Below are 15,259 nucleotides of genomic sequence, written 5' to 3'. Positions count from 1 at the left end.
CCTTCTTCCGACCAAAGGGAGGAAGAACTTTCAATGACCAAAGTAGCGCTCGTCACCGGTGGATCGCGCGGCATCGGCGCCGCCATATCGATCGGCCTGAAGAATGCCGGTTACACCGTTGCAGCCAACTATGCCGGCAATGACGAGGCAGCGGGGAAGTTCAGCGCACAAACCGGCATCAAGGCCTACAAATGGTCGGTCGCCGACTACGACGCCTGTGCCGCCGGAATCAAACAGGTCGAGGCCGATCTCGGCCCGGTCTCGGTGCTGGTCAACAATGCCGGCATTACCCGTGACGCCATGTTCCACAAGCTGACGCGCGAGCAGTGGAAGGAAGTCATCGACACCAATCTGTCTGGCGTCTTCAACATGACGCATCCGCTGTGGGGCGGCATGCGCGACCGCAAATTCGGCCGCGTCATCACCATCTCCTCCATCAACGGCCAGAAAGGCCAGGCCGGCCAGGTCAACTATTCCGCCGCAAAGGCCGGCGACATCGGCTTCTCGAAGGCGCTGGCGCAGGAGGGCGCGCGCGCGGGCATCACAGTCAATGTCATCTGCCCCGGCTACATCGCCACCGAGATGGTCAAGGCGATCGACGAGAAGGTGCTGAATGAACGCATCATCCCGCAGATTCCGGTCGGCCGCCTCGGCGAACCGGAAGAGATCGCGCGTTGCGTCGTCTTCCTCGCTTCCGAAGACGCCGGCTTCATCACCGGTTCGACCATCACAGCCAATGGCGGCCAGTATTTCGCCTGAACGACAGCATTTCGCCCGGTAGGACGGGCCGGCTTATGGCCCGTTTTTTTCATCGCCGGCCGGCGATGTTCCCGGGCTGCGCGCTAGACAATGACCCGTTCCGGCACGCAAAGATTAACGATTTCCAGGCGCCCTGTGCAAAACCCGGTTCGCAAGCTGTGAATTCTCGGTGGACAAGCTGTGGATAACACAACATGTTGGGGTGAACAAACCAGGAAAATCCCACCATCGCTGATTCATAGCCGATTCGTTCCGGCTTTGAGCGCAACGTTAACGACCAAGGCCGAAAATCACCGGCAAATGGTTAAGGCCGATTAAGAAAATTCAACAATTTCATAATGTTGGCCGAGGCGTATCGGATCACGACGATGCCCCGCCGGCAAAGGTTAACGCCAATGGTCGCCTTGCAGGAATCGGGCCAGTTTCCGCGATTCATCATATGGTGAGACTCAGGCTCGCAAAATCCACATGTAGCCGTGAACAAAAGCTGAATCTACCGGAGTCACTGATTCGTCGCCGATTCGTTCCAGACTCGTTCCAACTGTTAATTGAGACCTCAAAGACGAACCGTGGGATTGCCGGCCGGAACATTCCGCTTTCGCTTCGCGCCTGAAATCCCTATGTGTCGCCTGTCATACGCGCCACGCGAGGCGCGCTCCCGACAACACGATGCAGAAAGCCTCATCTCCAGGCCGATGAACATCCAGCCGAAACACACCGAGCCGCTGATCCTGTCGGGCCGCGACGTGACTGCCGTGCTGGGTCCGACCAACACCGGCAAGACCCATCTCGCCATCGAGCGCATGGTGGCGCATGAGAGCGGCATTATCGGCCTGCCGCTCCGCCTTCTGGCGCGCGAGGTCTATGCCCGCGTCTGCGAAAAGGTCGGCGCCCACAAGGTGGCGCTCATCACCGGCGAGGAAAAAATCCAGCCGCCCGGCGCGAAATATTCGGTCTGCACCGTCGAAGCCATGCCGCGCGAGACCGACGTTGCCTTCGTCGCCATCGACGAGGTGCAGCTCGCCGGCGACCTCGAGCGCGGCCACATCTTCACCGACCGTATCCTGCACCTACGCGGCCGCCAGGAAACGCTGCTGCTCGGCGCGGCCACCATGCATGGCATCCTGCAAAAGCTGCTGAGAGGCGTCTCGGTGGTGACGCGCCCTCGCCTGTCGCACCTGGCCTATGCCGGTTCGAAGAAATTGACCCGCCTGCCGCGGCGTACGGCCATCGTCGCCTTCTCCGCCGACGAGGTCTATGCCATCGCTGAGCTGATCCGCCGCCAGCAAGGAGGAGCGGCGGTCGTGCTCGGCGCGCTGTCGCCCCGCACCCGCAACGCCCAGGTGGCAATGTTCCAGGCAGGCGACGTCGACTATCTCGTCGCCACCGACGCCATCGGCATGGGCCTCAACCTTGATCTCGATCATGTCGCCTTCGCCCAGAACCGCAAATTCGACGGCTACCAGTACCGCAACCTGACGGCGGCCGAGCTCGGCCAGATCGCCGGCCGCGCCGGCCGGCATCTGCGCGACGGCACCTTCGGCGTCACCGGCCAGGTCGATCCGCTGGACGAGGAACTGGTCAAGCGCATCGAGGGGCACGAGTTCGATCCGGTGAAGGTGCTGCAATGGCGCACCGCGCATTTCGACTTCGCCAGCCTCGACGCGCTGAAGCGCTCGATCGAAACCAACGCGCCGGTCGAAGGCCTGACGCGGGCGCTGCCGGCGGTCGATGCCCAGGCGCTCGAACATCTCTCCCGCGACGAGGACATCCGCGCGCTGGCTACCAATGCCAAGCGCGTCGCGCTGCTGTGGGAAGCCTGCGCGTTGCCGGACTACCGCAAGATCGCGCCGGCCCAGCACTCCGACCTGATCGCTTCTATCTACACCGACCTCGCCAAACACGGCCATGTCGACGAGAACTACATGGCCGAGCAGGTGCGCCGCGCCGATACGACCGAGGGGGACATCGACACGCTGTCGCACCGCATTGCGCAGATCCGCACCTGGACATTCGTGTCCAACCGGCCGGGCTGGCTGGCCGATCAGGCACACTGGCGGGAAAAGACGCGCGAAATCGAAGACAGATTGTCGGATGCGCTGCATGAGCGGTTGACGAAACGGTTTGTAGACCGCAGGACTTCCGTCCTCATGCGGCGCCTTAGAGAAAATACAATGCCTGAAGCCGAAATCAGTCCTACCGGAACCGTCCTTGTCGAAGGCCATCATGTCGGCGAGTTGCAAGGGTTCCGCTTCACCGCCGATCAGAGCGCCGGCGGCGAAGACGCCAAGGCCGTGCGTACGGCAGCGCAAAAAGCGCTGGCCGCCGAGTTCGAGGCACGTGCCGAACGCTTCGGCGCCTGCGCCAATGGCGACCTTGCGCTCGGCTCCGACGGCACGCTGCGCTGGATCGGCGCGCCGATCGGCACGCTGGTTGCCGGCGAGGACGCGCTGAAGCCGCGCCTGGTGCTTTTGGCCGACGAGCAGTTGACCGGTCCCGCCCGCGACAAGGTCGCCGCGCGCGCCGAGCGCTTCGTCAATTTCCAGATCGAATCCTTGCTGAAGCCGCTGGTCGACTTGAAGAATGCCGAGCAGATCGCCGGCATCGGCCGTGGCATCGCCTTCCAGCTCGTCGAGCATTTCGGCCTCATCAACCGCCGCGACATCGCCGAGGAAATGAAGTCGCTCGACCAGGAGGGTCGCGCCGCCTTGCGCCGGCTCGGTGTGCGCTTCGGCGCCTACCACGTCTTCGTGCCGGCGCTGATCAAGCCGGCGCCCGCCGGACTGATCACGCTTTTGTGGGCGCTGAAGAACGACGGCAAGGACAAGCCCGGCTTTGGCGACGTGGTGCACGCGCTGGCCTCCGGCCGCACCTCGGTGGTCATCGATCCTGCTTTCGACAAGAGCTTCTACAAGCTTGCCGGCTACCGCAATCTCGGCCGCCGCGCCGTGCGCATCGACATTCTGGAACGGCTGGCCGACCTGATCCGGCCTGCGACCAACTGGAAGCCCGGTCTGGGACAGCGCCCGGACGGCGCCTATGACGGCCAGTCCTTCATGGTGACGCCGCCGATGATGTCCATCCTCGGCGCCACCGCCGACGACATGGAAGAGATCCTGAAAGGCCTCGGCTACCGCGCCGAGCCGAAGCCGCCGGCAGAGGTCAAGGCGCGGCTGGAAGCACAGGACAACGCGGCACGGGAAGCGGCTGCCGCCAAGCTGGCTGCGGACGCGGCTGCAAAAGCTGAACAGGCCAAGGCGGCGAAAGCCGCTGCAAGTGAAGCCGTCGCTGAAGCGCCGGCCGTTGGATCGGAGCCGGATGCGGTTGCCGCCGCTGAGCCTGCGGCTGAGCAGCCCGTCGCCGAAGCCGCAGCGGAGGCTGTTGCTGCGGACGCTCATGGCGCACCTCCCGAGGGTTCGGAGCCAACTGCGGCCGTTGAAGCCACCGCCGAAGCTCCAGCCATCGCGGAAGCAACGGCAGAGCCCGTCGCGGAAGAACAGGTCGAAGCTCCCCAAGTCGAAGCCCCCATAGAAATCACGGAAGAAGCTCCGGCTGTTGCAGAAGCTGACGACACCGTCCCCGAAAGCACCGACGCCACCGTCGCCGAAAACGCCGACGCCCTTACCTCCCCCTCGATGGGGGAGGTCGCGGCGCGAAGCGACGCGGGTGGGGGTGACAGCGTTGACGAAGCAGGTGCAGACACAGCAGACGCTTCAGGCGCAACCACCGACGCCGGCGCTGCCCCCACCCCGGCGCTGCGCGCCGACCCTCCCCACGAGGGGGAGGGTGGAAGCGCCGAGGCCGAAGCGCCAAAGCCCATCTTGCTGTGGCGGCAGGGTCGTTTCGAGCAGCGCCCGCGCCCTCGTCAAGGCCGGGACAATCGCCCGCGTAACGGCAAGGCTGCCCGCGCCGACGCGCCGGCCGACGCTGCCGGCGGACAGCCCGCAACGGGCGAGCGGCCGGCCTACCAAGGCCGGCGCGACCAGCGCGACGGTGCCGCCAAGCCACGCTTCGACCGTTCGAAGTTCAAGCCCAAGCCGCAGGCCGAGGGCGAACAGCGCCGCGACGGCAAGCCGCAAGGCGAGCGTCCGCGCGAGGGCCGGCCCGACTGGAAAGGCGGCAGGCCGGAAGGCAAAGGCGGACCGCAAGGCGCCAAGCCGGCTTTCCAGGCCAAGCCACGCGAGGAACGCCCGGCGCGCTTCGATCCGGACTCGCCCTTCGCCAAGCTCGCCGCCTTGCGCGACCAGCTGAAGAAGTAGGCTCTGAGCATGATCCCGAAAAGTGGAACCGGTTTTCGGACAAGATCATGCTCCAACAAGAGATAACTCGCTGCGATGGTTGCTGAAGGTCGTCAGCGCATCGACAAGTGGCTGTTCTTTTCGCGCGCGATAAAATCGCGCTCGCTGGCGGCCAAGCTGGTCGTCGCCGGACGCGTCCGCATCAACAGCGACAAAGCAGCGCAGGCCTCCGATCTGGTCAAGCCTGGCGACGTTTTGACCATTACGCACGAGCGCCGCATCTTCGTTTGGAAGGTGCTTGGCACCGGCGTGCGGCGCGGTCCGGCCGAGGAAGCGCGCACGCTCTACGAGGACATGTCCCCGCCGCCGGTCCCAAAAGGCGAGGCTGTTGCCGATGCCATTCCGGCGCTGCGCGACGCCGGCAGCGGCCGGCCGACCAAGAAAGAGCGCAGGCAAACCGACCGGCTGTTCGGCGAAGACTGAAGCCTTGGCTGTCTGCGCCATGCCGGCGGTCTGGAATTTCATTCCGGACACGCGGGCCCCGCCTGCAATGGCTGCCCTTGCAAGCGGCAGGCAAAGGCGTTACCTCACCAAAAAAGCCGCCGCATCGGCCCGAAAATCGGAAATCGATTTTTCGGAAGGCACGATGCGCAGATTCAAAGTGTCAGAGCGTACTTTATGCGTCCAAGTGGACGCACGTCGCTCTAGCAAGAACGGGACGTCCCGGAGCCGACCAATGACCTATGTCGTGACCGACAACTGCATCAAATGCAAGTACATGGACTGCATCGAGGTCTGTCCGGTCGACTGCTTCTACGAGGGCGAGAACATGCTTGTCATACATCCCGACGAGTGCATCGACTGCGGCGTCTGCGAACCGGAATGCCCGGCCGATGCAATCAAGCCCGACACCGAGCCGGGCCTCGACAAATGGCTGCAGGTCAACACCGAATACGCCGAGAAATGGCCCAACATCACCGCCAAGAAGGAGCCTCCGGCAGATGCCAAGAGCTTCGACGGCGAGGCCGGCAAGTTCGAGAAATATTTCTCCGCCGAGCCCGGCGAAGGCGACTGAGCGCATGACCCTGAAATCGGAATCGATTTCGGAAAGGGTGATGCGCAAAGCAAAAAAGTGCGGCCTATTGGATCGTCATAACGCTGCGTAACGCGCATCATACATTAACTGCCTTGACAGGCGGCGATGGCGCTCCACCTTCGCGTTTGCAGCAAAACCTTGATTCTTCCGACTTTTTGTGCTACACCAGTTGAAACATGCCGGTGACACAACGTCGATTTATGGCGCAAGCGCCCCAAATCACTGAAAGGTGAAATCCCCAATCGGACCAGAGCGATCTGGGCCAGGCAGTCGCTATGTATGCGGTTTGCCGGCCCCGGCTTTTCCGATGGGTTCATCTGTTGTGCGGCTAACGATCGGTGTCCCCGGTCGCATGCGTTCGGACCGGCAGGCCGCCGGTGCCACAACAAGGAGTTCAGGGCGTAATGGCAACGATCACCCCGCAGAAGAAGTCCACCTCGGCACGCCACGGTTTCAAGACCGGCGAGTACATCGTCTATCCGGCACACGGCGTCGGCCAGATCGTCTCGATCGACGAGCAGGAAGTTGCGGGCCACAAGCTGGAACTGTTCGTCATCGACTTCCAGAAGGACAAGATGCGCCTGAAGGTTCCGGTCGCCAAGGCGACCTCCATCGGCATGCGCAAGCTGTCGGAAGAGGATTATGTCGAGCGCGCGCTGAAGGTCGTGCAGGGCCGCGCCCGCGTCAAGCGCACCATGTGGTCGCGCCGTGCGCAGGAGTATGATGCCAAGATCAATTCGGGCGACCTGATCTCGATCTCGGAAGTCGTGCGCGACCTCTACCGTGCCGACAACCAGCCGGAACAGTCCTATTCCGAGCGTCAGCTCTATGAGGCGGCACTCGACCGCATGGCGCGCGAGATCGCGGCAGTCAACCGCATGTCGGAAACCGAAGCCGTGCGCCTGATCGAGGTCAACCTCAACAAGGGCCCGAAGCGCGGCGCCAAGGCCGACAATGAGGAAGCCGAGCAGGAAGAAGCTGCCTGATCGCTTTCACCGTCGAATTCATGAAAACCCGGCCTTGTGCCGGGTTTTTGTTTTTACCCTCCCCTTGTAAGGACGGGCGAGACCCGCGGCTCGCCCAGGCAGGTGGCGCGAAGCAGCGAGGATGGGGACGACACCAGACCGCACCCGGACCTTCCGTCCGACCTCTTCACAAGGGAACGTAGAAGGCTCAGCCGCCGGCTTCCTTCTCCGCCTCCTGCTTCAGCGTCGCAATAAAACGCTTGGTCCGTTCACGCTCCGGGTTGGAGAACACCACGGCGGACGGCCCCTTCTCGACGATGACGCCGGCGTCGAGGAACACCACCTCCTGCGCAATCTTGGAGGCAAGGCGAAGGTCGTGCGTGGCCATCACCATGGTCGTGCCTTCGCTGGCGAGTTTTCCCAGCACGTCGACCACTTCCTGCGCCAGTTCCGGATCGAGCGCCGAGGTCGGCTCGTCGCAAAGCAGCACTTTCGGGGACGGCGCCAGGGCGCGGGCGATCGCCACACGCTGCTGCTGGCCGCCCGACAGCGTTGCCGGCCAATCGTCCGCCTTGTGCGCCATGCCGACCTTCTCGAGCAGCGCCAGTGCCCGCTCGCGCGCCTTTGCCGTCGGCCATTTCAGCACCGTCACCAGGCCTTCCATGACGTTCTCGATCGCGGTGCGATGCGGGAACAGCTGGAAGTTCTGGAACACCATGCCGGTCTGCAGCCGCAGGCGCTGGATGTCGCGGCTGGGGATCTTGATGCCGGGACGGAATTCCAGCGTCTCGTCGCCGATGCGCACCATGCCCGAGGTCGGGATCTCCAACAGGTTGATGCAGCGCAGCAGTGTGCTCTTGCCGCCGCCGGAGGGGCCGACGAGCGCGGTGACGCTGCCTTCGGCAATGGTGACCGTCACGCCCTTCAGCACCAGATTGTCGCCGAAGCTCTTTTCGATGTCGGCGAGGCCGATCATGAGCGCGCCTCCAGGAAACCGCCATAGCGGTTGAGCCGCTCCTCCAGCCGCGTCTGCAAGGCCGAAAGCACCGAGCTTATCGCCAGATAAAGGATCGCCGCCTCGACATAGAGGATCAGCGGTTCATAGGTGGTGGCGACGATGCGCTGCGCCGCCTGGAACATCTCCGGCACAGTGATGGCGGCGGCCAGCGACGTATCCTTGACCAGCGAGATGAAGGTGTTGGACAGCGGCGGCACGGCGACGCGGCCGGCTTGCGGCAGGATGGTACGCCGCATCGCCTGGCTCCAGGTCATGCCGATCGAATAGGCCGCCTCCCACTGGCCCTTCGGCACCGAGCCGATCACGGCGCGGATAATTTCCGAACTGTAGGCGCCTATGTTGAGGGTGAAGCCAATCAGCGCCGCCGGAAAAGCGTCCAGCAATATGCCGACCGAAGGCAGGCCGTAAAAGATCAGGAACAGCTGCACCAGAAGCGGCGTGCCGCGAAAGATCCAGACATAGAAGCGGACCACGGCAACCAGAGGCTTGGGACCGAACAGCCGTACCAGGGCGACAACGAGGCCGACGAACAGGCCGAGTGCGAACGATAGCAATGTCAGCGGTACGGTGAAGATCAACGCCGCCCACAGCAGTGTCGGCAACGAGTCCAGCATCAGGTGTAGCCAGTGCGGCACGAACGGCTCCTCCTTCACAGACCGCCGCGGTGACGGCAGTGCGATTGTGTGCTTCTCATATCATGCGAAAAACGGCGAGCCGTCAAAGACGGCCCGCCGCTATTTGTCATTGCCGGCAAACCGCCGGGAGATGGTCTTTACTGCGAGACATCCTGGCCGAAATAAGTATCGGCGATCCTCTTGTAGGTGCCGTCGGCCTTGATGTCGGCCAGCGCCTTGTTGATCGCCGCGACCAGCTCCGGATCACCCTTGCGCACGATGACGCCGGAATAGTCGGCGTTCTCTTCCTGCGCGGCGATCTTCACATTGGCGTCCGGCTTGTGCTTCTTGAAGTCGAGGAAAGACAGGCTGTCATTGATGGTGGCGTCGGCGCGGCCGGTGAGCAGCAGCTGGATCGACTGGTCGAAGCCGTCGGTGCCGACGAGTTCGGCGCCGTTGGTCTCGGCGAGCTTGCCGAAATTCGATGTCAACGACTGTGCCGACTTCTTGCCCTTGAGGTCGGCGAAGGTCTTGATGTCGGTGTTGTCGCCGCGCACGATCAGCACGGCCTTGGAGGCGATGTAAGGATCGGAGAAATCGTACTTGGCCTTGCGCGCGTCGGTGATGCCGACCTCGTTGATCACGGCGTCGTAGCGGTTGGCGTCGAGGCCGGCGATCAGCCCGTCCCATTTGCCTTCGAGGAACTCGACCTTGACGCCGAGCTTGTCGCCGATCGCCTTGGCGATCTCGACGTCGAAGCCGACCAGCGCGCCGGAAGCATCATGATAGGTGAAGGGCGCATAGGTGCCTTCGGTGCCGACTTTGAGGGTGCCGGCCTGCTTGATCTGGTCAAGATTGGCGCCGGCATGGCCTGATGTAACAGCCAGAACCTGAAGCGTTCCGGCGACGATGAGCGAATTGAGCCATTTCATTTCTGTGTGATCCCGTCCTTGGCCGGTGTCCGGCGCTTGTGAGAGCCGGAAACTGACAGATACAGCGCAGCAAAATAAGGAACCAGATTTCAAAAAAACGACGATCCAGAAATCAGATTCTCAAAGCAGCTCGGATCGGTGCCAATAGTCCCGATCTGCGGTGTAGATGCGCCCTGTCGGACCGCACAAAACAACCGCCCTCGGCGGCGGAACCAATCCCCGGTGTGGCACGTTCATGGCTTGTTGTAGGGCGCCGCGTTTCCATTTCAAGAACCCTTGGCTGCGCTAGGCCCGAAGCAATTCCAGGAAAGTGGGAAAGCGGTTTCCTTCGGAATTGCGTCAAACAGAGATAACGGCCGCCAGGCCGTCCGAAAATGTCCGGGAGCAGGAGCGCGGCATGATCGAAGACACGGCAGGACGGACCATGGTCCGCACGGCAATGAAAGCCCCCTACCTCGAGCGCGATGAGGAACATGTTCTCGCCTTGCGCTGGAAGGAAGACCAGGATCAGCAGGCGCTGCATCAGATCACCGTCGCCCATATGCGGCTGGTCATTTCCATGGCTTCGAAATTCCGACATTACGGCCTGCCGCTCGGCGATCTGGTCCAGGAGGGCCATGTCGGGCTGCTGGAAGCAGCCGCGCGTTTCGAGCCGGAGCGCGAGGTGCGCTTCTCGACCTATGCGACCTGGTGGATCCGCGCTTCGATGCAGGACTATATCCTGCGCAACTGGTCGATCGTTCGCGGCGGCACCTCTTCGGCGCAAAAGGCGCTGTTCTTCAACCTGCGGCGCCTGCGCGCCCGTCTTGCCAATGGCGCCGAGCCGATTTCCAACGCCACGCTCTACCGCGAAGTCTCGGTAGCCCTCGGCGTCTCCGAGGCCGATGTCGAGAAGATGGATTCCAGGCTTTCAGCACCTGACTCTTCGCTCAACGCACCCCTCGCCAATGAGGCCGGTACCACCGAGCGGATGGACTTCCTGATTTCGGACGATCCATTGCCTGACGAGGTCGCCGGCGACACCATCGACGTCGAACGGCGCCTGATGTGGCTGAAGACGGCGCTCCGCGCGCTCAATGCCCGCGAACTCAGGATCATCGAGGAGCGTCGGCTGACCGACGAAGGTGCGACGCTTGAGGCGCTCGGCGAGACGCTCGGCATTTCCAAGGAGCGTGTCCGCCAGATCGAGGCCCGCGCCATGGAAAAGCTCAAGCTCGCGCTGGTCAAGCAGAACCCCGAATTCATGGCAGCGTGAGATTGCCAGGAACAGGGGTACCGCCCCGAGTTATCTCAGAAAAGTTATCTCAGAAAAAAGCACTACGAAGGCTGGGGTTTCTGACGAAGACCGGCGCTATCTGTCCGTGACGATCTTGACCTTGTCGCCGGCCGAAACCGAGGCGCCCGGCGACATCGCGTTGAGCACGCGGAACAGATCGAGCTTGCGGTCGACGCCGACCATCTGCGCCGAAAGTGTGCCCATCGTCTGCCCGGCCTGTACCGTGACGACGCGGATATGCAGCGGCTTCAGTGCCGCTTTCTCGGCGGGGCTGAGCACGCGGAACGAACCGCTGACCGAGCGTGCCACCGGATCGAGTGTCGTGCTGGCCGAGGGGGCCGCTGTCAAAAGCCGGTAGACTTGGCCGCCGGCGCGGATCACCGCAATGTCGAACTGCCAGCCATCGGCGCCGGCGTGCGCTGTCGCCGCCTCGTTGCCGTCGATCGTCTCCTGGCGCACACTGGTCTCGTCGAGACCGGCCACCCAGCCGCTTCTGATGTAGTCGGTCAGCGCACGATCCTTGTCGATCGACACACCGTCGAAGCGGATCGCCATGTCGCCGGGACCGGTCGCCGTCACCGCCGCCGCCGAATTGTCGATGATGAAGCCGTCGGGCACCGTGAACGAAACGCCGAGGCCCGGATGCAGGAAGGTCTGGCCGCGCACATAGCCCTCTTCCGGCGTGTCGCCATAGAGCAGGCCGTCTATCCCGGCCAGGAAGGAATCGCGGTCGCGGGTGCCGATGCCCGGCGCGCCGAACTGGCGGGCGTGGCGCTGCGCCAGATCAATTCGCTGCGGCGTGTTGGGGTGCGTAGCCAGGAAGTCGAGGCTGGCGTCGGTGGCGCCGCTGATCGAGCGGAAATCGGTATAGGCCGACATCGACTGCAGGAAACGCCCGGCGGCATAGGGATCGTAACCCGCCTCGCCGATCGATTTGATGCCGATCGCGTCTGCCTCCAGCTCCTGGTTGCGCGAGAACTGCGCCAGCCTCAGCTTGCCGCGGATCAATGCCTGCTTGGCGGTCGGACTGTCGCCCAGCACATCGGAGACCACCTTGGTCGCCAGGCCTTCCTCGGCCTCGAGCTGCTGTCGCTGCAGACCGTGATTGGCGGTGACGTGGCCCATCTCATGCGCGATGACGGCGGCGAGTTCGGCCGAATCATTGGCCAGCGCCAGCAGGCCGCGGGTGACGTAGAGATAGCCGCCCGGCAGCGCGAAAGCGTTGACGTTTGGCGAATTGAGGATGGTGATGCGATAGGTCTGGGTCGGATTGGCCGACACCACGGTCAGGCTGCCGACAACCTTGGCCACCATGCGCTCGAGCTTGGGATCGGAATATTCGCCGCCATAGGTGGCAAGGATGCGCGGATGCTGTGCCTTCGCCAGTTCGGCAAGCTTGCTGTTGGCGGCGACATTGTCGACCGTGATCGGCTTGTCGGAAGGCTGGAAGCCAGATTCCTGCACTTCGGGAGGCGTGAACATCTGGCAGCTGGCCAGCGCCACGGCAAGGCCGGCCAGCGCGAGGAAGCGCACCAGCGGTCTGCGTTTCAAAGTGTCAGTGCCGGTCGGCAGCACGGCGTTCCTTCAGCTCTCGGCGCATGATTTGGACCGGGGTCCGCGCCAGCGAAAAATCGGTTTTCGTTGGCAATCCTGCACACATCAAAAAACCTACAGCGTTTACGCATCCGGCCGGATGCGGCGCTGTAGGGGGCAAATCACGGCTCGTGCCGGACCAGTACTAAGCGGACCTAGCCACATCAGCTGGACCATGGCAAGCAAGCGCCACATCACCTGTAGCCGGTTTGGTCGTAAATTATGTCCGCTTCCGGGCAATATCGCGTGATCCGCCCGAACTTGCGCCGATATAGCGCCGAAACGCTTCAGGGCCAGTGCCGTCGAAAAAATCGGCGGCAGGTCCCGTCGCGGCAACCCTGCCATTGTCCAGAAAAACCATCTGCTCGCCGATACGGCGAGCGTCTTCCGGCTGATGCGTGACGAACAGCACCGTCATCGCCCGCTCGGCATGAACGCCGGCCACCAGGTCGAGCATGTCGTCGCGCAGTGCTGGCCCGAGCGAAGCGAACGGCTCGTCGAGCAGCAGCACTGGCCGGTCGCGCACCAGAACGCGGGCGAGCGCTACGCGCTGCCTTTCGCCGCCGGAGAGTTCGCGCGGCAGGCGCATCTCCTTGCCGGCCAGGCCGACGCGGTCAAGCGCCTCGGCGATTGCGGCGCGATCGGCGTCGGTCAGGTTGAGCGATGGCGAGCGGCCGAGCCCGACATTCTTCTCCACCGAGAGATGAGCAAACAGATTGTTTTCCTGGAATACCATCGACACCGGCCGCGCCGAAGGCGGCTCGGCGCCGACATCGGCGCCGCCGATCAGCACACGACCGGACTCCGGCGTCTCGAAACCAGCCACCAGATTGAGCAAGGTCGATTTGCCCGAACCACTTGCCCCCATGATGGCGGTGATCTTAGATGTATGGAATTCGACATCGAACAGGAATGACGTTTCGCCATAGCTGAACGAGACCTTGTCCAGCCGGACAGTCGTGCCTTTCTCCACAGCGGACGTCACGATCTCTCTCCCCGTCCCAGCCAGTCTGCCGCGACCACCAATGCAAGGCAGACCGCCCCGAGCAGCAAAGCCAGCCCGGCAGCATCGGCCGTGCGATAGCTGCCCATGCGCGCCAGCAGGAGATAGGGCAAGGTCTGTACCGAATCGCTGCCGAACAGCGCGATGACGCCGAGATCGCCGAGCGACAGTGCCATGGCGAAGGCAAAGCCGGTGGCCAGCGGCCGCCGGAGCGATGGCCAGTCGACCAGAAGCAGCCGGTTCCAGCCCGCAATGCCGAGCTGCGCGCACAGCTTTTCGTGGCGCTCGCTCGCCGCATCATAGGCCGGGCGCATCGCGCGGATGGCAAAGGGCATCGCCATCACCGCATTGACGATGACGACCATGACCGGCGCGATGGCAAAGACATCGCTGACCGTGCGCAGCAGGAGAAACCAGCCGGCGCCGATGACAATGGGCGGCACGACGAGGACGAAGCCGGCGCCGGTGTCGGTGGCATGTTCGAGCAATGAACGGGCACTGGACCGGCGGCGCAGCGACAGTGCCCGCCGAGCCATGATCAGCGACAGCGACAGCGCCACCGAAAGTAGCGCCGCCGAGAGGGCGAGACCGGCGCTGGTCAGGGTCGCCTGACTCACGGCACTCTCGCCCGCCAGCCGGCCGAGATCGGCGCCGAGGCCGGACGCGACGGTGGCCGCCATTGGTCCGGCGACGAACAGCAAGGCGAGCACGATCAGGACGGCGTTGAACGCTGTTTCTGCTTTGCCGGCCAAGTGATAGCGGCGCGGCGCGACAGGCAAATTGGCGTCGCCGGTCACATTGGCGCCGAGCCGCGTCAGCGCCAGCATGACGGCGAAAGTCAGCGCGATCTGTAGCACCGTCAGCGTCACCGCTCGCGCCGGATCGAAGTCGAAACGCAGCGCCTGATAGATGGCGACTTCCAGCGTCGTCGCCGCCGGCCCGCCGCCGAGGATCAGGACGATGGTGAAGGAGGTGATGCAAAGCATGAAGACAAGCCCGGCGACGCCCGGCAGCGCGGCGCGCAGCACCGGCCACTCGATCAGCCGGAAGGCTGGCCTCGCCCCCATGCCGAGCTGGCTCGCCAGCCGCCATTGATCGGCCGGCACCGTTCCCAGCGCTTCGAGGAACAGCCGGGTGGCCAGCGGCAGGTTGAAGAAGACGTGGGCGACGAGGATGCCCGACAGCCCATAGATGTCGGGCCAGCTCTGGCCACCGATCGCGGCGAAATAACCGGCGCGGCCATAGAGCGCCAGTATTCCCAGCGCTCCGACAATTGCCGGCAAGGCAAGGGGCACAGTGAATAGCTGCAGGATGAAGCCGCGTCCGAAGAAGCGCGGATGCCGCGACAGCGCCCGGGCGACGAAGAGCGCCGGTACGGCGGAAAGCAGAGTCGAGAGCGCAGCCTGCCAGAGCGTGAAGCGGACAACGCGCAGGAGATAGAGGTCAAAGGCGGACGCGGCGCCGGAAAGGTCGTGCGCGCCTTCGCGGATAAGGCCGGCGAAGGCGCCACCGATCAGCAGCGCGATTGCCACAAGCGCGACAATGCCGGCCGTGATGCGGGGGTCAGAGCGTTGCACTCTTTACCGGGCGTCGCGTTCCTTCGCGCCCCCCTCTGTCCTGCCGGACATCTCCCCCACGAGGGGGGAGATTGGCGGTTTTAGCGCTCCGCTCATTCCTGCAGCTTCGGAGATTGGCGAAAGTCAACGTAAAGGCCAATCTCCCCCCTCGTGGGGGAGATGTCCGGCAGGACGGAGGGGGGCGCCGT

General features: G+C 63.7%; 12 protein-coding genes. 6 read left to right on the top strand and 6 right to left on the bottom strand.

The window, feature by feature from the left end:
• Positions 1 to 33: 33 nt before the first annotated feature.
• From phbB to NKJ88_RS17965, 5 genes are all read left to right on the top strand, one after another.
• The gene (gene phbB / locus NKJ88_RS17985) at positions 34 to 759 is read left to right on the top strand and encodes an acetoacetyl-CoA reductase (protein WP_023698448.1); all 726 of its coding nucleotides are present in this window, start codon (positions 34 to 36) and stop codon (positions 757 to 759) included.
• A gap of 695 nt (positions 760 to 1,454) precedes the next feature.
• Complete coding sequence (locus NKJ88_RS17980; RefSeq protein ID WP_352444940.1) at positions 1,455 to 5,018, top strand: helicase-related protein; 3,564 nt, start codon at positions 1,455 to 1,457, stop codon at positions 5,016 to 5,018.
• A 75-nt stretch (positions 5,019 to 5,093) separates the two neighbouring features.
• On the top strand, positions 5,094 to 5,480 hold the full coding sequence (locus NKJ88_RS17975) for an RNA-binding S4 domain-containing protein (protein ID WP_023748301.1): 387 nt from the start codon (positions 5,094 to 5,096) through the stop codon (positions 5,478 to 5,480).
• A 253-nt stretch (positions 5,481 to 5,733) separates the two neighbouring features.
• Positions 5,734 to 6,072 (top strand): ferredoxin FdxA, encoded by a 339-nt coding sequence (fdxA, locus tag NKJ88_RS17970; protein ID WP_013529180.1) that lies wholly within the window; start codon positions 5,734 to 5,736, stop codon positions 6,070 to 6,072.
• Between the two features lie 425 nt (positions 6,073 to 6,497).
• Positions 6,498 to 7,079, top strand: a complete 582-nt coding sequence (locus tag NKJ88_RS17965) for a CarD family transcriptional regulator (protein WP_023673664.1) — start codon at positions 6,498 to 6,500, stop codon at positions 7,077 to 7,079.
• A gap of 187 nt (positions 7,080 to 7,266) precedes the next feature.
• On the opposite strand, the gene NKJ88_RS17960 is transcribed toward NKJ88_RS17965, so the two are convergent.
• From NKJ88_RS17960 to NKJ88_RS17950, 3 genes are all read right to left on the bottom strand, one after another.
• Positions 7,267 to 8,034, bottom strand: coding sequence for an amino acid ABC transporter ATP-binding protein (locus NKJ88_RS17960; RefSeq protein ID WP_352444917.1), 768 nt, complete (start codon positions 8,032 to 8,034; stop codon positions 7,267 to 7,269).
• Positions 8,031 to 8,711 (bottom strand): amino acid ABC transporter permease, encoded by a 681-nt coding sequence (locus tag NKJ88_RS17955; RefSeq protein WP_352444915.1) that lies wholly within the window; start codon positions 8,709 to 8,711, stop codon positions 8,031 to 8,033. Before NKJ88_RS17955 ends, NKJ88_RS17960 begins: the two co-directional genes overlap by 4 nt.
• Before the next feature lie 137 nt (positions 8,712 to 8,848).
• Positions 8,849 to 9,622: an amino acid ABC transporter substrate-binding protein gene (locus NKJ88_RS17950; protein ID WP_023707253.1), complete on the bottom strand. Its 774-nt coding sequence runs from the start codon at positions 9,620 to 9,622 to the stop codon at positions 8,849 to 8,851.
• A 397-nt stretch (positions 9,623 to 10,019) separates the two neighbouring features.
• Here NKJ88_RS17950 and NKJ88_RS17945 point away from each other — a divergent pair, with 397 nt between their 5' ends.
• Positions 10,020 to 10,877, top strand: a complete 858-nt coding sequence (locus NKJ88_RS17945) for an RNA polymerase factor sigma-32 (RefSeq protein ID WP_352444912.1) — start codon at positions 10,020 to 10,022, stop codon at positions 10,875 to 10,877.
• 96 nt (positions 10,878 to 10,973) lie between these two features.
• On the opposite strand, the gene NKJ88_RS17940 is transcribed toward NKJ88_RS17945, so the two are convergent.
• The 3 genes from NKJ88_RS17940 to thiP form a co-directional block, all read right to left on the bottom strand.
• The gene (locus tag NKJ88_RS17940; RefSeq protein WP_245260366.1) at positions 10,974 to 12,380 is read right to left on the bottom strand and encodes a M48 family metalloprotease; all 1,407 of its coding nucleotides are present in this window, start codon (positions 12,378 to 12,380) and stop codon (positions 10,974 to 10,976) included.
• Positions 12,381 to 12,711: 331 nt separating this feature from the next.
• Positions 12,712 to 13,476, bottom strand: a complete 765-nt coding sequence (gene thiQ, locus NKJ88_RS17935; RefSeq protein ID WP_023835385.1) for a thiamine ABC transporter ATP-binding protein — start codon at positions 13,474 to 13,476, stop codon at positions 12,712 to 12,714.
• Positions 13,473 to 15,071, bottom strand: coding sequence for a thiamine/thiamine pyrophosphate ABC transporter permease (thiP, locus tag NKJ88_RS17930; RefSeq protein WP_352444910.1), 1,599 nt, complete (start codon positions 15,069 to 15,071; stop codon positions 13,473 to 13,475). Before thiP ends, thiQ begins: the two co-directional genes overlap by 4 nt.
• Positions 15,072 to 15,259: the final 188 nt, after the last annotated feature.

It is taken from the genome of Mesorhizobium sp. M0016 (genome assembly GCF_040324035.1).
Lineage (GTDB): Bacteria > Pseudomonadota > Alphaproteobacteria > Rhizobiales > Rhizobiaceae > Mesorhizobium.
The sequence above is the reverse complement of the archived record's forward strand: the minus strand, read 5'-3'. Positions and strand labels throughout refer to the sequence as shown.